The sequence below is a fragment of the Pseudomonas sp. Z3-6 genome, assembly GCF_051131985.1.
In the GTDB taxonomy this organism is placed as follows: Bacteria; Pseudomonadota; Gammaproteobacteria; order Pseudomonadales; family Pseudomonadaceae; genus Aquipseudomonas; species Aquipseudomonas zanjanensis.
Map to the genome: position 1 here is coordinate 129,186 of NZ_CP071644.1, position 22,214 is coordinate 151,399.

Consider the following 22,214-nt stretch of genomic DNA (forward strand, 5'->3'; position numbering starts at 1 on the left):
CCTACTCCTTGGCGACGCGTTTCATGTCCGCATCCATCATCATGCGGATCAGGGTGTCGAGGTCGGTCCGGGGCTTCCAGCCCAGGACGCGTTGGGCCTTGGCCGGGTTGCCGAGCAACACCTCGACTTCGGCCGGGCGGAAAAACGCCGGGTCGATCTTGACGAAGTCACGGTAGTCCAGGCCCACATGTTCGAAGGCGATCCTGCACATCTCGCGCACGGTGGTGGTGACGCCAGTGGCCACTACGTAATCGTCGGGGGTGTCCTGTTGCAACATCAGCCACATGGCCTCGACGTAATCGCCGGCAAAGCCCCAATCGCGCTTGGCGTCGATATTGCCCAGGCGCAACTCCTGCTGCTTGCCCTGCTTGATGCGCGCGGCGGCGTCGGTGACCTTGCGGGTCACGAACTCGATGCCGCGCAGCGGTGATTCGTGGTTGAACAGGATGCCGCTGCTGGCGTGCAGGCCGAAGCTTTCCCGGTAATTGACGGTGATCCAGTGGCCGTACAGTTTCGCGACGCCATAGGGACTGCGTGGGTAAAACGGGGTGTGCTCGTCCTGCTGCTCGGCCTGGATCAGGCCGAACATTTCGCTGGTGGAGGCCTGGTAGAAACGGGTCTGCGTACTGAACTGGCGAATGGCTTCGAGCAGATGGGTGACCCCCAGCCCGTCGACGATGCCGGTGGTCACCGGCTGGTCCCAGGAGGCCGCGACGAAGCTTTGCGCGGCCAGGTTATACACCTCGTCCGGCGCCGACTTGATCACCGCCCGCTGCACCGAGCAGGCATCGGCCATGTCACCGTCCAAATAAACGATGTCTTGTTCGATGCCCATCTCTCGCAGCCGCCAGCGCGAGTCGCTGCTGCGTCGCGCCACCAGACCGTGGACTTTGTAACCCTTGTCGAGCAGCAACTTGGCCAGATACGCGCCGTCCTGGCCGGTGATCCCTGTGATCAATGCACTTTTCATTCTTGTTGTACCCGTATCTCCCAGTCGGACAGGATCGCCCGCAAGGATTGTTGTGTTGTTGTTTCGGGCGTCCATCCGGTGGCCTGTCGTAGCTTGGCAGGGCTACCACAGACGCGACGCTGTTCTGCGCGGCGAAGACGCGCAGGGTCCTGGATCAGTTGCACATCGACCTGGGCGATATCGCCCAGTTGTTCGATCAGGCTGCGAATGCTCTGCTCGCGACCCGAGCAGATGTTGTAGACCTGCCCCGGGGCGCCTTTTTCCAGCAGGCTCAGGTAGGCCGAAATCACATCGCCGACATCGAGGAAGTCGCGGGTCACGTCGATATCGCCCACCTGCAACCGGGCCGGTTGCAGGCCCAGCTTGATCAGGCTGATTTGCCGGGCGGCGCTGGCAATGACGAAGCTGTCCTTCTGGCCGGGGCCGATGTGATTGAACGGGCGAGCCACCAGCACCGGCCAGCCTTCGCTCATGCCCCATTGCAGGCTCAGCAGTTCGGCCGACAGCTTGCTCACGGCGTACGGGTTGCGTGGGGCGGGTGCTTGCAGTTCGGTAATCGGCAGCCGGTCTTCGCTGACCTGACCATAGACGTCACCGGAGCTGACATACAGGAACGTGCCGGTGAACCCCCGGGCCTTGAGGGCCTGGAGCAGGTTCAAGGTGCCCAACAGGTTGATGTTCAGGGTGCGTGCCGGGTCGCGGAAGGCTTCAGGGACAAAGGTCTGGCCCGCCAGGTGGATCACGGCGTCGGGAACCTCGGGCCAGAGGCCCTCCAGGGTCTTGGCATCCGTCAGGTCGTAGCGCGCGGCGACAGGCATCACCTGCCAGGCCGAATCATGACCGTTCAGTCGAGAATTGAGGTGACGTCCAACGAAGCCGCTGAGGCCCGTAACGAACAGACGTTTTTTCAAGCACCAGCCCCCTTTACGGTGACTTCGTCTATCGCGAATGGAGTAGGAAATTTCCGTAAGATCGGGGAAAAGTCACTCAACGATCAGCTTAGCGAAGCTTTTGTTGTAGTTGTTTGGTTGCCAATCTGTGCCAATTTCGCCGCAATTTCAACAGCGCAAACCGTGACTGACCAGTTCTCATATTTATAGCGGGTTTATTCACATCGAGCGGTTCACGAACCCTTGGCGGATGTGTTTAGAATGCCCCTCGTCACACTTGCCCCTGGTTCCGATCTTCGGATCAAACCGCAAGGGACGGGACCATTAAAAAAACAAGAACGAGACGGGTAGCAAGATGAACGACGCGTGGCGGCTCCCGGGCCGGCTCGATGCGTGACTCGACCGTCATGAAGTTGGGGCTGCCGGGATGGCGGCGCCATGATGGGATGCCATGAATTTCATTCTTTACTCGGATGTAAACGATCACTCCATCAGTCAGAGCCTCGGTCGCCCTGAGTACAGCTATTACTTCGTGCTCAAGGCCTATCGCCCCGTGCTGGAAAGCCTGGGGCCGGTGCATGTGGTGTCGTCGGTCGCAGAGGTCGATCCGCTTTATCAAACGTTGCGGCAGGCCGGACAGGACTGCTTGTTCCTTTCGTTTTCCCCCCCGCACAAGACCCCGCTCGACCTGCTGTGCCCGATGGTCTGCGTAGTGGCCTGGGAGTTCGATTCGATCCCGGCCGAGCACTGGGATGACGACCCGCGGCATGACTGGAGCCGCACGCTGGCCCGTCATGGCCGGGTGATTACCTTGTCCAGCCACACGGCCGAGGCGATCCGTCGGACGTTGGGTGAGGATTTCCCAGTGCTGGTGTTGCCCACGCCACTGTGGGAGCGTTTCGCGGCGGTTCGTGAGCAACACCCAAGCCGGCCGGTCAACCCCGGAACGACCTTGCAGATCAAGGGTTGCATCATCGACAGTCGGCCCCTCGGGTTGTCGGCGGATGGCTTGATCGCGCCGATTTTCGAAGGTGAGCCGGAACCAGAGCCTGGCATTGATCCGGGCATCGTACCGCCGCCGCTGACTTGGCGGCGGCGGGCATTCATTTCCCGTCATTACCTGCGCGAAGTCGTCCGCGCCTTCACCGGCGGGAGCGAGCAGGGCCCCGTCTGGCTGTTCAAGCACAACCTGCTGTGCTGGTATCGCGAGGCGGTCCGCGACCTGATTCCGGTGCCGGTACGCGTTGCCACCAGCCGGGTCCTGAGGGGGCCAGCGCCGCCGTTAGTCGTCGAGCCCGTTCCTGAGCCCGCGCCACCGGAACATCCCCAAGCCGTCCTGCCGGACACCAGCCAGATGGCGGAAACCGACGTCAGCGGGGTGGTGTACGTCAGCGTGTTCAACCCTGATGACGGTCGCAAGAACTGGCATCAGTTGATCACCGCCTTCTGTTGGGCGCTACGCGACGTCGAAGACGCCACGCTGGTGCTGAAGATGACCCAGAACGATCTGTCGACCTACTACGTCGAGCTGCTGACGCTGCTGTCCCAGCTGTCGCCATTCAGTTGCCGGGTGGTGGTGATGCACGGTTACCTGGAGGACGAACAGTTCGCCCGGCTGTATGGCGCGGCGAGTTTCTACGTCAACGCGTCCCGTTGCGAAGGCCTGTGCCTGCCGCTGATGGAATTCATGTCCTGCGCCCGCCCGGCCATCGCGCCGGACCACACGGCGATGCGCGACTACATCGATACCGAAGTAGCCTTCATCGTCAAGTCCAGCCGCGAACCCACGATCTGGCCGGAAGACTCGCGCATCTTGTATCGCACCCTGCGCCATCGGCCCGACTGGGGTTCATTGAAACTCGCCTATGAACAGAGCTACGCCATGGCCAAGCACCAGCCGCAGGCCTACCAGGCCATGGCCGTTGCCGCGAGCGAGCGGATGCGCCGCTATTGCGGGTTCGCCCCGGTGCAGCAGCGCCTGGCGGATTTCCTGGCGGCGCCAGGCTGTGATGAAGGGCTGTCGCGGGTGGCCCAGGCAGGTACCGCCTCATGTTGATCATCATTTATTCGGAAACCAACCAGAGCAACATCCTGGAAAACCTCGGCAAGCCCGAGTACAGCTATTACTTCGTGCTCAAGGAGTTCCGCCCGGTGCTGGAGCGGTTGGGGCAGGTCGTCGAAGTGACTCGACCTGACGAAGAGGTCGACCCGCTTTATGCCGATTGCCTGGGGCGCGGCGAGGATTGCGTATTCCTGTCGTTTTCACCGCCGCACCGCACTGCCGCCCACTACGCCTGTCCGACGATCCCGGTGTTTGCCTGGGAGTTCAGCACCGTCCCCACCGAAAGCTGGCAGGGCGAGCCCCGGCACGATTGGCGGGTGGTCCTGGGCGCAACCGGCATGGCGATCACCCATTCCAGCTTCACGGTCAAAACCGTTCGCGAGGTGATGGGGGCGGACTTCCCCATCGCCGCCGTCGCCGCGCCGGTATGGGACCGCTTTGCCGCCCGTGGGGCGGCGCTGGCCCAGCGGCCGACAGTGGATCACATGCGCCTGCAATTGCACGGCCTGTTGATCGACAGCCGCACCACCGACCTGCGGCCGTATGGCCCACCGGCGCATCAGGCCGGTATGCCGCTGGTGCTGGACGGCCCGGCCGAGGATTGCGAGTTACTGCTGGACGGTGTGATTTACACCTCCGTGTTCAATCCTTACGACGGTCGCAAGAACTGGAAGGACATGATCAGCGCGTTTTGCACGACATTTCGCGACGTTGCCGACGCAACCTTGGTGCTCAAGCTGACTCATCACGACGTCAGCGCCGCGCTGACCGACATGCTCCACCATGTCTACAAGAACCAGTCGTACCGCTGTCGCATCGTGCTGATACACGGTTACCTGGCGGACGCGGACTACGAACGACTGGTGGAAGCCACCCGGTACGTGGTCAACAGTTCCTACGGCGAAGGGCAGTGCCTGCCGTTGATGGAGTTCATGTCGTGCGGCCGTCCGGCGATTGCGCCGCTGAACACGGCGATGGCCGACTACATCGACCCTGACAACGCCTTCATAGTGGAGTCGACCGAGGAATTGACCGCCTGGCCCCACGACCCGCGTGCCGCATACCGCACCCTGCGGTATGTCACCGATTGGGACTCGCTGTGTTTGGCCTATCGCGCCAGTTATGACGTGGCCAAGAACGACCCCGAGCGTTATCGCCGGATGTCGGCCCACGCCGTGCGCAGCCTGGAAAAATTCTGCAGCCAGGCCAACGCCGAGCAGCGTTTGCGGGCGTTTTTTGAAGCCATACCCGAGCGGCACCGGAACGCGCAGCAACCATGATCCGCCGATGGCTGGCCGGGCTCAGGCCTCCGGTCGAACCCTCGCCACCGCCGACGGCGGCCGTTTCGCCCCGGGATGCCGGCCTCTACGACGCGATGCTCGACGGTTGGTTTTGCAGTGAAACCGGTGAGTTGCTCAAGGGCTTTGCCATCACGGCCGAGGATACTTTACTGGATGTCGGCTGCGGCGAAGGCGTGGCGACCCTGTTTGCAATGCGCCAGGGCGCGTCCGTGATCTTTACCGACAGCGAACAGGACAAGGTGCGCGACCTCGCCCGCCAGGTCGAAGCCCAGGCCGCCGCGCCGTTCCTGGGCCTGGTCAGCAACAGCCTGCCGCTGCCCCTGGCCGATGGCTGTGCGAACAAGATCGTCTGCATGGAAGTGCTCGAGCATATCCATGATCCAGCGCCGTTCATGGCCGAACTGGTGCGCATGGGCCGGCCCGGGGCGCAGTACCTGCTCAGCGTGCCGGCTTCGGTGGGCGAGCATTTGCAGCAAGGCATCGCGCCGCCGGGCTACTTTCAAGCGCCCAACCATGTACAGATTTTCACTGCCGAACGATTCGCCGCGCTGGTGGAAGACGCCGGGCTGGTGATCGAGCATCGTCAGGCCAGCGGATTTTTCTGGGTCATGGGCATGATTTTCTTCTGGGCCAGCGAACGGGCGGCGGGCCGGGACCTCGAGGGGGCCGTGCGCGACCGTATCCAGGCGCCGTACCCACCGTTGATGGAGCGCTGGGCGAGGCTCTGGCAGGACCTGCTGGCGCAGCCCGACGGCTTGGCGATCAAGCAGGGGCTGGACCGGTTCATGCCCAAGAGCCAGGTCATCATCGCGCGTAAACCCGATCGTTCTTCCGGGAGTCCTTCATGAGCAGCAAGCGGATCATGGACATCGAGTTGTTGCGCGCTGTTGCGGTGATCGGCGTGTTGTTCCATCACCTGCAAGGCATGCCATTTCCTGGCGGATGGCCGCGCCTGGCGGCCCTGGCCGACAGTTTCCAGCTGTGGTGGGGCGTGGACCTGTTCTTCGCGATTTCCGGGTTTGTCATCGGACGCAGCCTGATCCCGCAGTTGCGGCGCTGCGACAATCCCCGGCAATTCTGGGCCATCACCCGGGACTTCTGGATTCGCCGGGCGTTTCGCCTGTTGCCGTCGGCCTGGCTCTGGCTGCTACTGGTGCTGTTCGCGGTGTTCTTCCTGAACCGCTCCGGCGCGTTTGGCAGCGTGCAGGCCAACCTGCAGGCGACGCTGGCCGGTTTCCTGCAATTCGCCAACCTGCGTTTTGCCGATGCGTTCATGCAGTACGAATACGGCGCAAGCTTCGTGTACTGGACGCTGTCGCTGGAAGAGCAGTTCTATCTGATCCTGCCGTTGCTGGTGTTCGTCTCGCGTCGCTATCTGGTGTGGGTGTTGCTGGCGGTGGTGCTGGTGCAATTCTTCACTTGGCGGGCGCTGTGGTTGTCGGTGATTCGTACCGATGCCTTGGCGCTGGGTGTGTTGTTGTCGATCTGGAGCTTGCGGCCCAGCTACTGGCGCTTCGAGCCCACGTGGTTGCGCCGCCCCCCCTTGGGCCTGCTGCTGGTGCTGGGCCTTGGCAGCGTGATGGCCTGGATCGCCACCGAGCACTTCAATTTGTCGTTCTACCGTCTCGGGGTCATTGCCGTGCTCAGCGCCGTGCTGGTCTGGGTGGCCTCGTATGATCGGGATTATCTGTTGCCCCGCGGTCGACTGAAAACGGCGCTGACTTGGGTGGGCAGTCGTTCCTATGGGATCTACCTGATCCACATCCCGGTGTTTTTCCTGCTGCGCGAATTGTGGTTTCGTTTCGCCCCCTTGGGCTCGCCGGACCCGGCAAGCCATCCCTGGCCGGCCCTGGCGTGTGCGTTGTTATTGATCGGGCTGTTGAGCGAGCTCAATTACCGCTGGGTCGAAATGCCCATGCGCAACCGTGGTGCCCGGCTGGTTGAACGCCTGTCCGCCGCCCGAACCGTCCTTCCTCTCCCTGGAGCCCCGACATGCTGAGCCTTTTGAAGAAACTCACCACGGGCCTGCCCGCGCCCGCCGAGCCGGCCGCCGAGAAAGTCGACCCGTATATGCTCGGGCTGCACGATGCGATGCTCAGCGGCTGGTTCAACCAGCAAACCGGCGAACTGTTCACGGGTTTCCCGGTGACGCCTGAAGACACGCTGCTGGACGTGGGCTGCGGCGACGGCGGCAACGTGCATTTTTGTGGAATGCGTGGGGCGAAGATCATCATTGCCGACATCGACGCGGCCAAGGTCGAAGCCACTCGCCAGCGCTTGAGCGACACCCCCGCGCGCGAAGTCGAGTGCCACGTGACCGACTGCAACCCGCTGCCGATTGCCGACGCCACGGCCACCCGGGTGGTATCCACCGAAGTCATCGAGCACGTCGACGACCCGGCGCAATTCCTCGCCGAGCTGGTGCGGGTCGGCCAGCCCGGTGCGCTGTACCTGCTGAGCGTGCCGCACCCCAGTTCCGAAGACCTGCAAAAGGACATCGCCGCGCCGGAGTACTTCCGCAAGCCCAACCACATTCGCATCATCAGCGAAGAGCAGTTCAAGGCGATGGTCAGCGAGGCCGGCTTGGAAGTGTTGAGCCACAGCCAATACGGATTCTATTGGTCGATGTGGATGCTGTTGTTCTGGGAGGCCAAGGTTGATTTCAGCAACCCCGACCACCCGTTGCTCAATCATTGGGCCGACACTTGGCAAGCCATACTGAATTCGCCGCGTGGTGTGGAGATCAAGCAGGCGCTGGACGCGGTGGTGGCCAAGAGTCAGGTGATTATTGCGCGTAAGCCTGGCGCGCTCCCCTAGCAGCAAGGGCGCCTTTTGTGGCGAGGGAGCTTGCTCCCGCTGGGTTGCGAAGCGACCCCCATTTGGTGGGCGCTGCGCACCCAAGCGGGAGCAAGCTCCCTCGCCACAGATATTCGCCAGGATCCGGGGGGCGTAATCTGCCAGACTTTTATGGATGGTAAGGCTTCATGACGTTTCTTTCCCGGCTCGCCCTGGCCCTCGCCGCGTTGCTTCTAGGGGGCTGCGAACAATCTCCGGCGCCGGCCCTCGATCAACAGCTCTATATTTGGCAACGCCAATGGACCCCGGCCCACGGGCTGGCGCTGCGCCAAAGCCAGGGTGACTTTTCCACGTTGCGGGTGCTGGCGTTGCAGGCGTTCCCCGGGGCGGGCTGGCGTCGTGCGCGGATCGATCCGGCCTTGCTCAAGGCGGACGGCCGTCCGGTGATCGCCGTGATTCGCCTGGACGGCCAGCTCAAGGCCCTGGACCAGGACGACGTCATCGCGCAAATCCAGCAAGTGCTGGGCGATTGGCAAGCCCAAGACCTGACCCCAGTGGGCGTGGAGATCGACCACGATGCTGGCAATGCGCGGTTGCCGGCCTATGGACAATTCCTCGGCCAACTGCGGCACAGCCTGCCGGCCAATCTGCGGCTCAGCATCACGGCGCTACCGGCCTGGCTCGACAGCCCCGCATTGCCGGGGTTGCTGGAAACGGTGGACAGCAGCGTGCTGCAGGTCCACGCGGTGAGTGATCCACGGCAAGGCCTGTTCGATCCGAAACAGGCCCGGCGCTGGGCGCAACGCTGGGGTGAACTCACCTCGCGGCCGTTTTACCTGGCCCTGCCGGCCTACGGCGTGGCGCTGCTGACCCAGGAGAGCGGCATGCCGGTGGTGGAAAGTGAAGTGCCGATCGACCGCGGCGGCGAGCGTCAGGAATTGCTGGCCGATCCGCAGCAAGTGGCCGGGCTTGCGGCAGATTTGCGGGCCGATCCGCCGCAACATCTTGCCGGGCTGATCTGGTTTCGCCTGCCCTTGGCCGGTGACCGGCGGGCATGGAGCCTGACCACCCTCGGTGCTGTCGCTCGGGGCGATCATCTGGACAGTCGCCTGGCGTTGCAGTGGGAGCAGCAGGACGGCTTGTACGATATCCGCCTGGTCAACCAGGGCAATCTCGACAGTCCCTGGCCCCAGCGCCTGACGCTGACTGTCGGCGCCTGTGACGGTGTCGATGCCCTGGCTGGTTATACGTTGCAACAAACCCCCGGACTGCTTACCTTCACCCGCATTCAGGAAGGCCGCTTGGCGGCGGGTAGCCAACGGGCAATCGGCTGGGCGCGCTGTACGAAAATCGACCAAGGAGGTTTCAATGTTTACCCGTGAGTGGCCTCGTCACCTGCTGTGCCTGAGCCTATGCCTGCCGCTGGGCCCGGCGTTGGCCTGCGGGCCGGATTTCCCGATGCGCCTGCTGGATAACCGCGCCCAGACGCTGGCGGAATTGCCCGAGGGCAGCTTTCGCTTCGAGGTTAGCCGTCTCGGCCAGGCGATTGCCGGACTCAAGCCGGCCACCGAGGCGACGCGCAACCCGGACTACAGCTATGACGACCTGCCTTCCTACGTGGAGCAACGCACCAAGGCCGAACAGATTGGCCTGACACCGCCGCAACAAGCGGTGGTGGAGCGCTTGCGCGCGTTGACTGACATCGACCAGGTGGCGGCTGAAGCGGCCAAGCTACCGGATGAATTGCGCCTATATGCGCTCGGCGCGGCGGCTTTTAATGTCGGTGAACATCAGCGCGCCGTGGAGGCCTTCCAGCAATTGCTGGCATTGCCGGCTGATCAACGTCGGTTGCGCAGCACCTGGGCCGCGTATTCCCTGGGACGGGCCTTGTTCGCCGTGAGCACCGAGGCGGGCAGTGGCGACCCCGTGGCCTTGCAGGACCAGGCGCGCGCAGCGTTTCGCCAGGCCCGGGAAATGAGCATTGCCGGCTTCAGCGATCCGTTGGAACTGGGTATTGCCAGCCTCGGTGAAGAAGCCCGGGTGGCCTACACCGCAGACGACTGGGACAGCGCCATCGGCCTGTACGCGATCCAGAACCTGCAAGGCTCACCGGTCGGCTACAGCTCGTTGCTGCAATTGGCACAAGGCTTGAGCGTCCAGCCAGATGAACGCTTGAGTGAATTGCTCAAGACCAAGTCGGTGCAACGACTGGTCACCGCCTATCTGCTCAGCCGCGTCGGCTGGTGGGACGGTGAAGAACCGTCGGGTGAGAAAAGGCTGGTCAAGCTGTTACAGGCCAACGCTCGGGACAACCTGGACGATGCCGACCGTTTGGCGGCGGTGAGTTACCAGCACGGCGATTACGCCAGCGCCCAGGCATTTGTGCAGAAGGCTGCCAACACAGGCCTGGCCTGGTGGCTGCGCGCCAAGCTGGCCTTGCGCGATGGCGACAAGGCGGCCGCGGCGGCAGCTTATGCCAAGGCTGCCCAGGCCTTTCCGAACGATGAGTCCTGGGGCAACCGTCGTACACCGGATTGGAACTACGAGTCGGTGCAGCCCAAGTGCCGGGTCGAGGGTGAAAGCGCAATCCTGGCCTTGCAGCGCGGTGATTATCTGCAAGCCTTCGATCAGCTCTATCGCGGTCAGGGCAACTATTGGTACGACGCCGCCGCCGTCGCCGAGCGGGTGCTCACGGTGGAGGAGCTCAAGCAGTACGTCGACGTCCAAGTCCCGGCGCCACCGGCGTTGAGCCAGGCGGATCGAGACAACTACGTGCCGCTGCCCGTGGCTGCGAGCCTGCGCAATCTGCTGGGTCGGCGTTTGCTGAGGGAAGGGCGCTTTGATGAGGCGCCGGCTTATTTCGATAACCCAGAACTGCAGAACAAGGCCCGCGCCTATGGGCAGTTGCGCCAGGATGCAGAGTCCAAATGGTGGCCAACCCGGCGGGCCGAGGCCTACTACTACGCATCCCGGATGGCGCGCGAATGGGGCATGGAGCTGCTGGGTTACGAAATGGCGCCGGATTACGCCAGCCTGGGCGGCAACTACAGCCTGGAACCGGTCGAGCTGAAGGTCGGGCCGCTGGTGGCCGAAGGGGAAGTGCAACGCCAGCAGGCCAGCGCCGCGCAGCCGGACGTGCGTTATCACTATCGGTTTGTCGCTACGGCGCTGGCGAGCCAAGCGGCGGATTATCTGCCGCACACCAGCCAGGCGTTTGCGGCGGTGCTGTGCAAAGCCGTGGGATACAACTCCAGCCTTGAAGAGCAAAGCGCGTTGTACCAGCGTTATGTGAAGGACGGTCCGTATGTGGTTTGGGCCGGGGATTTCGGCCATCAATGCCAGGAACCGGATTTCAGCTCTGCGAACAAACGCTACGTGACCCAGGCCTTGGACCCGATCCGCTCGACGCTGCGGCCTTACAAGGTTTGGCTGCAAGTGGGAGGGGCCGTGCTGGTGGTGGCGATGGCGTTGGGGCTGATCAGCCGGCGCCGGCGCAAGGCGCGGATGTCGGCCAGCTAAACTAACGGCCAGCCGAACACAAATTGTGGCGACGGAGCTTGCTCCCGCTCGGCTGCGCAGCGGCCGTCATTTTGCGAGTCCGCTGCCTGACCTGGGAAACGATGGGGACCGCTTCGCGGTCCAGCGGGAGCAAGCTCCCTCGACACAAAAGATTGTTCGCTCCAGCTTTGCGTTGTTCCTACATCTGCGTCGCCATCCCCTCCACATTCATGGCCGCCTGGCGCAACGCCTCCGAGCGGGTAGGGTGGGGGTGGCAGGTCAGGGCGATGTCCTCGGCCGAGGCGCTGAACTCCATGGCCACGCAGTACTCACCGATCATCTCGCTGACGCTCGGGCCCACCAGGTGCACGCCAAGGATTTCATCGGTGCGTTCATCGGCCAGGACCTTGGCGAACCCTTCGGTCTCGTGGTTGATCTTGGCCCGGCTGTTGGCCGTGAACGGAAACTTGCCGACCTTGTAGGCCCGGCCTTCAGCCTTGAGTTGTTCTTCGGTCTTGCCGACGCTGGCCAGTTCCGGGCGGGTGTAGATGACGCTGGGGATCAGCCCATAGTTGACCTCGGCGGCCTTGCCGGCGATCTGTTCGATGCAGGCCATGGCTTCGTCTTCGGCCTTGTGGGCCAGCATCGGTCCGGCCGTCACGTCGCCAATCACCCAGACGCCGGGCGCTTCGGTGCGGTGACGCTGGTTGGCGAGCATGCCGCGTTTGTCGGTGCTCAACCCGACGTTCTCCAGTCCCAGCCCTTGCGTGTAGGGCCGACGACCGATGGCGACCAGCACATAATCGGCGTCCAGGGTCTGTGCTTCGCCGCCCGCCGCCGGTTCGACCTGCAATTGCACGCCGCTGGCCGAAGTAGCGGCGCCGGTGACCTTCGCACTCAACTTGAATTGGATGCCTTGTTTAGCCAAGGCCCGTTGCAAGGTCTTGCCAGCCTCGGCGTCCACGCCCGGGCAGATGCGATCCAGGTATTCCACCACGGTGACCTGGGCGCCCAGGCGCCGCCAGACCGAGCCCAGTTCCAGGCCGATCACACCGGCGCCGATCACCACCAGATGCCGGGGCACCTCACCCAGGGACAAGGCACCGGTGGAATCGAGGATGCGTTGGTTATCAATGGTCACGCCCGGCAGCGACATGGGCTCCGAGCCGGTGGCGATGACGATGTCCTTGGCGCTCAGTTCGGTCTTGGTCCCATCGTCAGCGGTGACGGTCACCTTGCCCGGCCCGTCGATATGGCCCCAACCTTTGATCCAGTCGACTTTGTTCTTGCGAAACAGAAACTCGATGCCTTTGGTCAGGCCCGCCACGCTGTCGTCTTTCTGCTTCATCATTTGCGCAAGGTTGAGGGTGGGGCTGACTTCAATGCCCAGGGTGGCGAACTCCGCGCCCGTGGCCGCTTCGTACAGTTCCGAGGCATGCAGCAGCGCCTTGGAGGGCATGCAACCAACGTTCAGGCAGGTGCCGCCCAGGGTGGCTCGACCTTCGACGCAGGCGGCCTTCAGTCCCAACTGCCCGGCCCGAATCGCTGCGTTATACCCGCCCGGGCCGCCGCCCAGAATGACCACGTCGTAGTTGCTCATCGCTGTTCTCCCGCTTGGCCTGATAAAAAATTATGGCTGTAATATGAGCGTTTCCAGAGATTACGGTCAAGGCTTAAGTCAAGCGGCCAGCGAGGCCCTTGCCATGAAGAATTCAAAACGGAAATTTCACAGCAATCGTTATAAGGTAACGACCTATAACAGAGTGTCGGTGGCGTCTGCCCACGGGCCCGGATTTTGATCGCCACAAGTGCTGGGGTGGTATGCAAGTCGATCTAGCTATCGAGGGGGCACAAGTCGCCGAATGGCCGCGTTTTCAGCAAGCGTCGTTCCAAGGGCGCCGCTTGAAACGGATCGCCTTCGCCTTGGGAAGCGTGGCGGGCGTGGGCCTGGTACTGGCGTTTTTCATCGGGGTGTTTTCGCCGCAATCACTGTGGCCAGCCTTGTTGGTCAGTCAAGGCGCGGGGCTACTGGTGCTGGTGGCAGGCTTGCAATCGGCCTGGTGGGTGACGTTATGGCGCAGCAAAGCGCTGCTGCCGGCTGTGGATAACCTGCCGATTGAAAACGTGCCTGTTGATAACCTGGGTTGGTATGAGCGGTTGCTGGACCGCATCGGCGCACGCTCGGTCGGCCTGCTCAAGCAAATCGGTGCGCCTGCGCTGTGGCTGGCCGGTTGGGCGGTGCTGGTATTACTGAGCCTGGAGCAAGCCTGGGACTTGCAACTGCCCGCTGCCACCCTCGGGGTCTCGGCCAGTGTGGGGGCGGTGCTGTCGTTGTTGTTGGCGTTCGGGTTATTGGTATTCGAGCGGCAATTGGCTCAGCAATCCACGGCGCAATGGCCGGAAGCGCCGGCGCTGGCGCAACTGACCCGAGTGGCGATCATCGGGCTGGTGCTCGGTGCCTTGTGCTTGCTGTTCGCCACCGAAACGTCTCTCTGGCCGCTGCGCCTGGCGGTACTGATGGGGCTGTTGCCAGGGTTGGTGGCGGCAGAGTTGTTGCTGCGCGCGGTGCTGTCGTTGTTTATTCCGCGCCGGGACAGCCTGGAACCGACGCTGCTGGGGCGCAGCGTCATCGCCGATCTGCTGCGCTGGCCGCCGCAACCGTTGCTGGCCTTGCAACATGAGCTGCACAACCGTTTCGGCATCGATCTGCGCCAGGTCTGGGCCTTCAGCTACATGCGCCGGGCTTTTTTGCCGGTGTTGGCGCTGGTGGTGCTGGTGGGCTGGTTGTTGACGGGCGTACATGAGGTGCCGCTGCAAGGGCGGGGCATCTATGAGCGTTTCGGTAAACCGGTAGAAGTATTCGGCCCCGGCTTGCACGTCGCGTTGCCTTGGCCGTGGGGCAGGGTGCTCAACGTCGAGAACGGTGTTGTGCATGAGCTGGCGACCAGCGTCATGGATAACCAGGCGGTAGTCGAGGCTGCGCCGGCGGAAGGCCCGGCGCCGGCAATTGCCAATCGGTTGTGGGACGCCAGCCATGTGAACGACAAATCCCAGGTCATTGCCAGCCGTCGTGCCGATCAACAGAGCTTCCAGATCGTCAACATGGACGTGCGTTTTGTCTATCGCATCGGCCTGACTGACGCCGCGGCATTGGCGGCGACCTATAACAGCGCCGATGTGCCGACGCTGATCCGCAGCACCGCTAGCCGCATCCTGGTGCATGAATTTGCTTCGCGCACGTTGGATGGTTTGCTGGGTGCGGACCGTGTCAGTCTGGCCGACGAAATTGGTCGCGCCGTGCAGGCGGATTTGCAGTCGCTCGACAGCGGTGTGGAAATCCTGGCGACGGTGGTGGAGGCGATTCATCCGCCGGCCGGTGCAGCCAATGCCTACCACGGCGTGCAGGCAGCGCAGATCGGCGCCCAAGCATTGATCGCCCGGGAGCGTGGTGCGGCGGCGGAACAGACCAACCAAGCGCAGTTGCAGGCCAGCATCGCCCATGACCAGGCCACTGCCACGGCCCAGGAAATAAACGCGACCGCCCGGGCGGCCGATTTGCGTTTCAGCGCCGACCGCAAAGCCTACGCCACGGCGGGGCACGCTTTTATGCTGGAACACTATTTGAGCCAACTGAGCCAGGGCCTCGGCGATGCCCAGTTGCTGATTCTCGATCATCGCCTGGGCGGCGGCGGCAACGCGCCGACCATCGACTTGCGTACCTTCACGCTGCCGGCCGACCCCGCGTCGCCGCGTAACCCTGCCTCACCAGGAGCTGCCCATTGAGCCAGTCCTCTTCACACGGTCACCACGACCACGCCGGTCACGATCACGGCCATGGCGGTCATCACCACGGCCATCATCACCACCCTCACGGCGATCCGCAGCAAGCCGGTCCGTTTCCTTGGCGACGGATGGGCTGGGCGGTGTTGTTGATGACGTTCGCTGTCGCGGCCGCGAGCCTGGTGCAGGTGCGTTCGGGGGAGGCCACGGTCATTACCCGTTTCGGTAATCCGGCCCGAGTGTTGCTGCAACCCGGCCTGGGGTGGCGCTGGCCGGCGCCGTTCGAGGCGGCGATCCCGGTGGACCTGCGATTGCGTACCACATCCAGCGGCCTGCAGGACGTCGGTACTCGCGACGGACTGCGGATCATCGTCCAGGCGTATGTGGCTTGGCAGGTGCAGGGGGACCCGGACAACGTGCAGCGTTTCATGCGCGCAGTGCAGAACCAACCGGACGAAGCGGCGCGACAGATCCGCACGTTTGTCGGCTCGGCGCTGGAAACCACGGCCGCCAGTTTCGACTTGGCGAACCTGGTCAACACCGATGCCAGCCAGGTGCGCATCGCCGATTTCGAAGCCCAGCTGCGTCAGCAGATCGATCAACAATTGCTCACTACTTACGGCGTGCGTGTGTTGCAAGTCGGCATCGAGCGCTTGACCTTGCCCTCTGTGACACTGACCGCAACGGTGGATCGCATGCGAGCCGAGCGCGAGACAATCGCCACCGAGCGCACCGCCATCGGCAAGCGGGAAGCGGCGCAGATTCGCTCCGCCGCGGAACGTGATGCCCGGGTGGTGCAAGCTGATGCAACGGTGAAAGCTGCCGATGTCGAAGCGCAGTCCCGGGTAGAAGCGGCCGAGATTTATGGTCGGGCATACGCTGGCTCCCCGCAGCTCTACAACTTGCTCCGTTCGCTGGACACCTTGGGCACCATCGTCGGTCCTGGCACCAAGCTCATTTTGCGCACCGATGCCGCGCCGTTCCGTGTGCTGGTGGACGGCCCTGCTTCCGTGGAAGGCAAAGGTGGAACACAACCATGAGTGTGGTTCCACGTGGAACAAACGAGTTATCCAGTCCGTGGATCCAGGCCGGGCGCCTGGCGTTCCTGGCGCTTTACGCCGTGACGGTGTTGGCGGCGTTGGCTTGGGTTTTTTCCAATGTGCGGCAAATCGATCCGCAGAATCGCGCGGTGGTCCTGCATTTTGGCGCCTTGGATCGCGTCCAGAATGCCGGTCTCTTACTGGCGTGGCCGCGTCCCGTGGAGCAAGTGATCCTGCTCCCAGCCGCGGATCGGGTGCTTGAGCGGCGGGTGGAAAATCTGCTGCGCTTGGATGCGGCCCTGCAAGCCGATCGTGTCGCCAGTTTCGCCACGCCGGTCAGCGATGCGTTGGCCGGTTCTGGTTATTTATTGACCGGTGATGCCGGCGTGGTGCAACTGGATGTGCGCGTGTTTTACAAAGTCACCGACCCTTACGCTTTCGTCTTGCAAGGCGAACATGTCCTGCCGGCACTGGATCGGTTGGCGACCCGCAGTGCCGTGGCGCTGACGGCGGCCCGGGACCTCGACACTATTCTGGTGGCGCGCCCCGAACTGATGGGCAGCGATAACCAGGCCGCCGAACGGCGCGAACGCTTGCGGGGTGATCTGGTGCAAGGGCTTAACCGACGCTTGGCTGATTTGGCGGCGACAGGGCAGGGGCTGGGCATCGAAGTGGTGCGGGTCGATGTGCAATCGAGTCTGCCGGGGCCGGCGGTGAGTGCGTTCAATGCGGTGCTGACCGCCAGCCAGCAGGCCGACAAAGCCGTTGCCAACGCCCGCACCGAAGCGGAAAAACTCACCCAGGCCGCTCGCCAAGACGCAGACCGTGCCGTGCAAGTCGCCCATGCCCAGGCCAGCGAACGGCTCGCCAGGGCTTCGGCCGACACGGCCACGGTGCTCGGCCTGGCGAAGACCCAAGGCAGCGATTCGCAAATGCTGCTGCGCCTGTATCGCGAACGCATGCCCGCCATCCTTCGACAGGCCGGTTCAGTGACCACGGTCGACCCAAAAGACGATTCTCGTCTGATCATCCAGGGAGCCGGCCAATGAGCGCCCAAACCCCCGCAGCACCGATGTTGTCCTCGGCGGAACAACGCACCGCAGTTCGGCAATTGACCTTGGCAATGGTCGCCCTCGGCTTGCTCGCATTGGGCCTGGCATGGCGCGGCTGGTCGCCGGAGCAGAGCGGTGTCAGCCAACTGCTGTTGGGGTTTGCCTCGCTGTTGGTGGCCGTGCCGGTGATGCGTTCGGCCTGGTACAGCTTGCGTTACCCAAGCCTGCACGGGATCACTGACCAACTGATCGCCCTGGCGATGCTCGGCGCCTGGGCCACCGACGACCTGCTGACGGCGGCGTTACTGCCGATCATCATGATCTTCGGCCATGTGCTGGAAGAGCGCAGTGTCATTGGTTCCCAGGAAGCGATCCATGCCCTTGGCCAATTGACCCGCAGCCAAGGTCGCAAAGTGCAGGCCGATGGCTCGATCATTGATGTCGACAACGCGACTCTCCAGCCTGGCGATGTCGTCGAGGTGCGCGCCGGCGACCGAGTGCCGGCCGATGGCCGGGTGTTGTCTGGCCAGGCCAGCCTCGACACCGCGCCCATCACCGGTGAATCGGTGCCGCTGGAGGCGGTCGTTGGCACCGAGGTCTATGGCGGGGCGATCAATCTGGATGGCCTGCTGCGCCTGGAAGTGACCCGCACCGGCGAAGAATCCACCCTGGGCAAAGTCATTGCCCTGATGCAAAACGCCGAACGTTCCAAGCCACCCATTACCCGTTTGTTGGAGCGCTACGCCGGCAGCTATTTGGTATTGGTGTTGTTGTTGGCGGCGGTGACTTGGTTCGTGACCAACGATGCCCAGGCGATGTTGGCGGTATTGGTGGCGGCGTGTCCTTGCGCGTTGGTGCTGTCGGCGCCAGCCACGGCCATTGCCGGCATTGCGGTGGCGGCCCGCCACGGGATCCTGATCCGCAGCTCGGCCTTCCTGGAAGAGCTGGCGGACCTGACCTCGTTGGTGGTCGATAAGACCGGCACCTTGACCTACGGCGTGCTGCGTCTGCAATCCATCGAACGTGCCCAGGATGCCCACGCATCATTGTTGCTGCCATTGGCCGCCAGCCTGGGTTCGGCCAGCAGTCATCCGGTCAGTCGTGCATTGGCGGGGTTGGTGGAACAGGAAAATGGCCTGCCGCTGTGGGATATCCGCGAGCGTCAAGGGTTGGGTGTGGTCGCCATGACCGCACAGGGGGAAGCGGCCCTCGGTCGGCCGGAATTGTTTGCACAGCTGGGCATTCAAACATCGGCGATCCCTGAGCACGACGGTCCGATTGCCGGGCTGGCCTTGGACGGGCAATTTCTTGCCTGGCTACTGCTGGCCGATAGCGTCAAGCCGGAGGCGCAGATGGCCATGGCTGAACTGCGGGACTTGGGTCTGGGCCGCCAGCTGCTGTTGACCGGCGACCGCCAGAGCGTGGCCGCGACCCTGGCCCGGGACGTCGGCATCGGCGAGGTGCAAGCCCAGGCCTTGCCGGAAGACAAACTTGAACGGGTCATGGCTGAAATCGACCATGGGTTCCGCCCCATGGTGGTAGGCGATGGCATCAACGATTCCCTGGCGCTCAAGGCCGGGGTGGTAGGTGTGGCCATGGGCGCGGGCGGTGCCGACATCGCCCTGGCGTCGGCGGACATCGTGTTGATCGGCAGCGACCTGCGGCGCCTCGGCACCTGCGTGCGGTTGAGTCGCCAGTGCCGACGCACGCTGCAGGTCAACGTGATCATTGGCTTGGGTTGGACGTTGGCCATCGTTGCTTTTGCCGCTTTCGGTTGGCTTGGCGCGGCGGGGGCGATGATCGCAGCGTTGCTGCACAATTTGAGTACGCTGCTAGTCTTGGGTAATGCCGGGCGCTTGCTGCGCTTCCATGAGCCATTGCTCAAGGTCCAAGCGAAAGGCACCGTTGGATAGCTCCAGGCGAACTGTGCGTCACACGCGCAGTCTGCTGTTGGAGAGGGCATACCGCCGCGGGACTTACCCGTCACAGGGAGTGTTATGGGACAGCGATAGAAAAAGGCTATAAATTCGATAGCCAGCTATTTTTCTAACATGGTCTACCCTCATTTCAGACGTCTGAAACAAGGGGGATTATCCATGCTCGCGCAACTTCCACCGGCCTTACAGAATCTGCATCTCCCGCTTCGGCTGCGGCTCTGGGATGGCCATGAATTTTCATTGGGTGCCGATCCCAGCGTCACGATTGTGGTCAAGGACCCACAAATGGTCGCGCAATTCACCCACCCCAGCCTGGACGCATTGGGGGCGGCGTTTGTCGAAGGCAAGCTGGAACTCGAAGGTTCGATCCACGAAGTCATTCGGGTCTGCGATGAATTGAGCCAGGCATTGGTGGAGGATGATGCCGGTAACCAGCCGGTACGTTCCGTCCACGACAAGGAAACCGACGCCAAGGCGATCTCCTACCACTACGATCTTTCCAACGCGTTCTATCAGCTGTGGCTCGACAGTGACATGGTCTATTCCTGTGCCTACTTCGAGACGGGCAGCGAAACCCTCGAACAGGCCCAGCAAGCCAAATTCCGTCATCTGTGCCGCAAGCTGCGATTGCAGCCAGGCGATTACCTGCTGGACGTCGGTTGCGGTTGGGGCGGTCTGGCGCGATACGCCGCGCGGGAGTTCGGTGCCAAGGTCTTCGGTATCACCCTGAGCAAGGCGCAGTTGGCCCTGGCCCGGGAACGGGTCAAGGCCGAAGGCCTGGAGGGTCAGGTCGAATTGCAACTGCTGGATTACCGCGACCTGCCCCAGGACGGCCGCTTCGACAAAGTGGTCAGCGTCGGCATGTTCGAGCATGTCGGCCATGCCAACCTCGAGCAGTACTGCAAGACGTTGTTCGGCGCCGTGCGAGAGGGTGGGTTGGTGATGAACCATGGCATCACCGCCAAGCACACCGATGGGCGTCCGGTCGGTCGCGGCGCTGGCGAGTTCATTGAGAAGTACGTATTCCCCAACGGTGAGTTGCCGCACCTGTCGATGATTTCCGCGCAGATCAGCGAAGCCGGGCTAGAGATTGTCGACGTGGAAAGCCTGCGCATGCACTACGCACGCACCCTCGATCACTGGAGTGAACGCCTGGAGGACAACCTTGAGGCGGCGTCCAAGGAAGTGTCGGAGCAGGCGTTACGGATCTGGCGACTGTACCTGGCCGGCTGCGCCTACGCGTTCGCCAAGGGCTGGATCAATCTGCACCAGATCCTGGCGGTGAAGGCACACGCCGACGGCAGTCACGAGTTACCCTGGACCCGGGACGATCTTTACGTCCCTTAAAGAATCGGCGAAATAAGCCGGGCGATTCGCATGCCGATCTTCTGCAGGCGGTGGGTCTCCCGGCTTTCCTGTTTGTCGATTTCCTGGGCCTGGGCGAAGTCCTCTTCAAGCATCTGCTCGACCTCGCTGGCGAACGGAATATCCACGGTGAGCAGCATGACTTCGAAGTTCAAGCGGAACGAACGGTTGTCCAGGTTCGCACTGCCGATGGCGCTGATTTCCCGGTCGATCAGCACCACTTTCTGGTGCAAGAAACCCGGCGCATAACGGAACACCCGCACGCCGGCCCGAACCGCTTCAAATGCATATAGGCTGGACGCTGCGTAGACGATCTTGTGATCGGGCCGTGAGGGCAGCAGGATGCGCACATCCACGCCGCGCAGTACCGCCAGGCGCAAGGCGGCGAACACCGCTTCGTCGGGGATGAAGTATGGCGTGGTGATCCACACGCGTTCGCTGGCGGCGTGAATGGCCTCGACAAAAAACAACGAGCAGGTTTCATAGTCATCGGCCGGGCCGCTGGCCAGCAACTGGCACAGTACACCGTCGTCTGGGTAGCTGTCTGGCAGGATCAATGGAGGCAGCGAACGGGCCGCCCAGAACCAGTCTTCGGCGAACGACTCCTGCATGCTTGCCACCACCGGCCCGCGCACTTGGACGTGGGTGTCGCGCCACGGCGCCAAGGGTGGTTTTTCGCCCAGGTATTCGTCACCGACGTTGTGCCCGCCGACGAACCCCTGCACACCGTCCACTACCACGATTTTGCGATGGTTGCGAAAGTTGACCTGGAACCGATTGAGCCAGCCACTGCGGGTGGCGAACGCTTTTACATGGACGCCGCCGTCGCGCAAGGCTTGCACATAACGGTGGGGCAGGGAGTGGCTGCCGATACGGTCGTAGAGCAGATACACCACCACGCCCTCGGCGGCTTTTTTCAAGAGCAGTGTGTGCAGGCGTTGACCGAGGCGGTCGTCATGGATGATAAAAAACTGAATCAGCACGGCCTGTCGTGCCTGGTCGATGGCCTGGAAAATCGCTTCGAACGTGGCATGGCCGTTGACGAGCAACCGCACCTGGTTATTCGCCAGGCACGGTGCGCGCCCCAGTTTCGGCATGGCCCGCAATGAAGCGTAGGCCTGGGAGGCGCGAGCGGTCAGGGCTTCTTCGACCCACGGCCGCCAGTTCAGCTCGGAGATCGCCTTGCGCATTTCCTCGTTGGCTTGCCGGCGCGCCTTGATGTAGCCATCGAAGGTGCTGCGGCCGAACACCAGATATGGAATCAACGTCAGGTAGGGAATGAAGGTCAGCGACAGGGCCCAGGCAATCGAGCCTTGGGCGGTGCGTACCGTCAGTACGGCATGGACAGCGGCGATGGAACCCAGGGTATGGAGCAGCGCGATCAGGTAACCGAAAACATGCGGGCCGAAATAATCCATGGGGCAGCCTTGCTCCTGAAGTTTCAATGCTTAACAGACCATGTTCCAAGGTGAATGTCGCTATTTAATTCACAGGTCTTGGCCCTGAACCGAAGCCTGTCGGTG

Annotated in this window: 16 protein-coding genes; 12 read left to right on the forward strand and 4 right to left on the reverse strand. The window is 62.9% G+C overall.

Annotation, left to right across the window (positions count from 1 at the left end):
- Position 1 precedes the first annotated feature (1 nt).
- Positions 2-970, reverse strand: a complete 969-nt coding sequence (gene gmd, locus J3P88_RS00605) for a GDP-mannose 4,6-dehydratase (RefSeq protein WP_186706486.1) — start codon at positions 968-970, stop codon at positions 2-4.
- Positions 967-1,881 carry a GDP-mannose 4,6-dehydratase gene (locus J3P88_RS00610; RefSeq protein WP_434573423.1) on the reverse strand — a complete coding sequence of 305 codons (915 nt, stop codon included), beginning with the start codon at positions 1,879-1,881 and terminating at the stop codon, positions 967-969. The genes gmd and J3P88_RS00610 overlap by 4 nt, the downstream gene beginning before the upstream one ends.
- A gap of 430 nt (positions 1,882-2,311) precedes the next feature.
- Here J3P88_RS00610 and J3P88_RS00615 point away from each other — a divergent pair, with 430 nt between their 5' ends.
- The 7 genes from J3P88_RS00615 (at position 2,312) to J3P88_RS00645 (ending at position 11,538) form a co-directional block, all read left to right on the forward strand.
- A complete protein-coding gene (locus tag J3P88_RS00615; protein ID WP_434573425.1) occupies positions 2,312-3,916 on the forward strand; it encodes a glycosyltransferase in 1,605 nt (534 codons plus the stop codon).
- Positions 3,910-5,202, forward strand: a complete 1,293-nt coding sequence (locus J3P88_RS00620) for a glycosyltransferase (RefSeq protein ID WP_434573427.1) — start codon at positions 3,910-3,912, stop codon at positions 5,200-5,202. The genes J3P88_RS00615 and J3P88_RS00620 overlap by 7 nt, the downstream gene beginning before the upstream one ends.
- Positions 5,199-6,071, forward strand: a complete 873-nt coding sequence (locus J3P88_RS00625) for a class I SAM-dependent methyltransferase (protein ID WP_434573429.1) — start codon at positions 5,199-5,201, stop codon at positions 6,069-6,071. The genes J3P88_RS00620 and J3P88_RS00625 overlap by 4 nt, the downstream gene beginning before the upstream one ends.
- Positions 6,068-7,222 (forward strand): acyltransferase family protein, encoded by a 1,155-nt coding sequence (locus tag J3P88_RS00630; protein ID WP_186706490.1) that lies wholly within the window; start codon positions 6,068-6,070, stop codon positions 7,220-7,222. Before J3P88_RS00625 ends, J3P88_RS00630 begins: the two co-directional genes overlap by 4 nt.
- A complete protein-coding gene (locus J3P88_RS00635; RefSeq protein WP_434573431.1) occupies positions 7,216-8,040 on the forward strand; it encodes a class I SAM-dependent methyltransferase in 825 nt (274 codons plus the stop codon). The genes J3P88_RS00630 and J3P88_RS00635 overlap by 7 nt, the downstream gene beginning before the upstream one ends.
- 167 nt (positions 8,041-8,207) lie before the next feature.
- A complete protein-coding gene (locus J3P88_RS00640) occupies positions 8,208-9,401 on the forward strand; it encodes a DUF3142 domain-containing protein (RefSeq protein ID WP_434573433.1) in 1,194 nt (397 codons plus the stop codon).
- Positions 9,388-11,538, forward strand: coding sequence for a hypothetical protein (locus tag J3P88_RS00645; RefSeq protein ID WP_434573435.1), 2,151 nt, complete (start codon positions 9,388-9,390; stop codon positions 11,536-11,538). Before J3P88_RS00640 ends, J3P88_RS00645 begins: the two co-directional genes overlap by 14 nt.
- A gap of 178 nt (positions 11,539-11,716) precedes the next feature.
- On the opposite strand, the gene lpdA is transcribed toward J3P88_RS00645, so the two are convergent.
- Positions 11,717-13,117 (reverse strand): dihydrolipoyl dehydrogenase, encoded by a 1,401-nt coding sequence (gene lpdA / locus J3P88_RS00650; RefSeq protein ID WP_434573437.1) that lies wholly within the window; start codon positions 13,115-13,117, stop codon positions 11,717-11,719.
- A gap of 221 nt (positions 13,118-13,338) precedes the next feature.
- On the opposite strand from lpdA, the gene J3P88_RS00655 reads away from it, so the two are divergent.
- The 5 genes from J3P88_RS00655 (at position 13,339) to cfaB (ending at position 20,673) form a co-directional block, all read left to right on the forward strand.
- Positions 13,339-15,300: an SPFH domain-containing protein gene (locus J3P88_RS00655; RefSeq protein ID WP_434573438.1), complete on the forward strand. Its 1,962-nt coding sequence runs from the start codon at positions 13,339-13,341 to the stop codon at positions 15,298-15,300.
- Entirely contained in the window at positions 15,297-16,337 is a 1,041-nt protein-coding gene (gene hflC / locus J3P88_RS00660) for a protease modulator HflC (protein ID WP_434573440.1), read from the forward strand. The genes J3P88_RS00655 and hflC overlap by 4 nt, the downstream gene beginning before the upstream one ends.
- Complete coding sequence (gene hflK, locus J3P88_RS00665; RefSeq protein WP_434573442.1) at positions 16,334-17,386, forward strand: protease modulator HflK; 1,053 nt, start codon at positions 16,334-16,336, stop codon at positions 17,384-17,386. The genes hflC and hflK overlap by 4 nt, the downstream gene beginning before the upstream one ends.
- Entirely contained in the window at positions 17,383-19,302 is a 1,920-nt protein-coding gene (locus tag J3P88_RS00670; protein ID WP_434573444.1) for a heavy metal translocating P-type ATPase, read from the forward strand. The genes hflK and J3P88_RS00670 overlap by 4 nt, the downstream gene beginning before the upstream one ends.
- Positions 19,303-19,485: 183 nt before the next feature.
- Complete coding sequence (cfaB, locus tag J3P88_RS00675; RefSeq protein ID WP_434573446.1) at positions 19,486-20,673, forward strand: C17 cyclopropane fatty acid synthase CfaB; 1,188 nt, start codon at positions 19,486-19,488, stop codon at positions 20,671-20,673.
- On the opposite strand, the gene cls is transcribed toward cfaB, so the two are convergent.
- Positions 20,670-22,109 (reverse strand): cardiolipin synthase, encoded by a 1,440-nt coding sequence (gene cls / locus J3P88_RS00680; RefSeq protein ID WP_434573448.1) that lies wholly within the window; start codon positions 22,107-22,109, stop codon positions 20,670-20,672. The two genes, cfaB and cls, sit on opposite strands and share 4 nt — an antisense overlap.
- Positions 22,110-22,214: the final 105 nt, after the last annotated feature.

Coding starts and splice junctions, on each gene's coding strand:
- gmd (WP_186706486.1), bottom strand. CDS start 970: ATGAAAAGTGCATTGATCACAGGGATCACCGGCCAGGACGGCGCGTAT.
- J3P88_RS00615 (WP_434573425.1), top strand. CDS start 2,312: ATGAATTTCATTCTTTACTCGGATGTAAACGATCACTCCATCAGTCAG.
- J3P88_RS00620 (WP_434573427.1), top strand. CDS start 3,910: ATGTTGATCATCATTTATTCGGAAACCAACCAGAGCAACATCCTGGAA.
- J3P88_RS00625 (WP_434573429.1), top strand. CDS start 5,199: ATGATCCGCCGATGGCTGGCCGGGCTCAGGCCTCCGGTCGAACCCTCG.
- J3P88_RS00630 (WP_186706490.1), top strand. CDS start 6,068: ATGAGCAGCAAGCGGATCATGGACATCGAGTTGTTGCGCGCTGTTGCG.
- J3P88_RS00635 (WP_434573431.1), top strand. CDS start 7,216: ATGCTGAGCCTTTTGAAGAAACTCACCACGGGCCTGCCCGCGCCCGCC.
- J3P88_RS00640 (WP_434573433.1), top strand. CDS start 8,208: ATGACGTTTCTTTCCCGGCTCGCCCTGGCCCTCGCCGCGTTGCTTCTA.
- J3P88_RS00645 (WP_434573435.1), top strand. CDS start 9,388: ATGTTTACCCGTGAGTGGCCTCGTCACCTGCTGTGCCTGAGCCTATGC.
- lpdA (WP_434573437.1), bottom strand. CDS start 13,117: ATGAGCAACTACGACGTGGTCATTCTGGGCGGCGGCCCGGGCGGGTAT.
- J3P88_RS00655 (WP_434573438.1), top strand. CDS start 13,339: ATGCAAGTCGATCTAGCTATCGAGGGGGCACAAGTCGCCGAATGGCCG.
- hflK (WP_434573442.1), top strand. CDS start 16,334: ATGAGTGTGGTTCCACGTGGAACAAACGAGTTATCCAGTCCGTGGATC.
- J3P88_RS00670 (WP_434573444.1), top strand. CDS start 17,383: ATGAGCGCCCAAACCCCCGCAGCACCGATGTTGTCCTCGGCGGAACAA.
- cfaB (WP_434573446.1), top strand. CDS start 19,486: ATGCTCGCGCAACTTCCACCGGCCTTACAGAATCTGCATCTCCCGCTT.
- cls (WP_434573448.1), bottom strand. CDS start 22,109: ATGGATTATTTCGGCCCGCATGTTTTCGGTTACCTGATCGCGCTGCTC.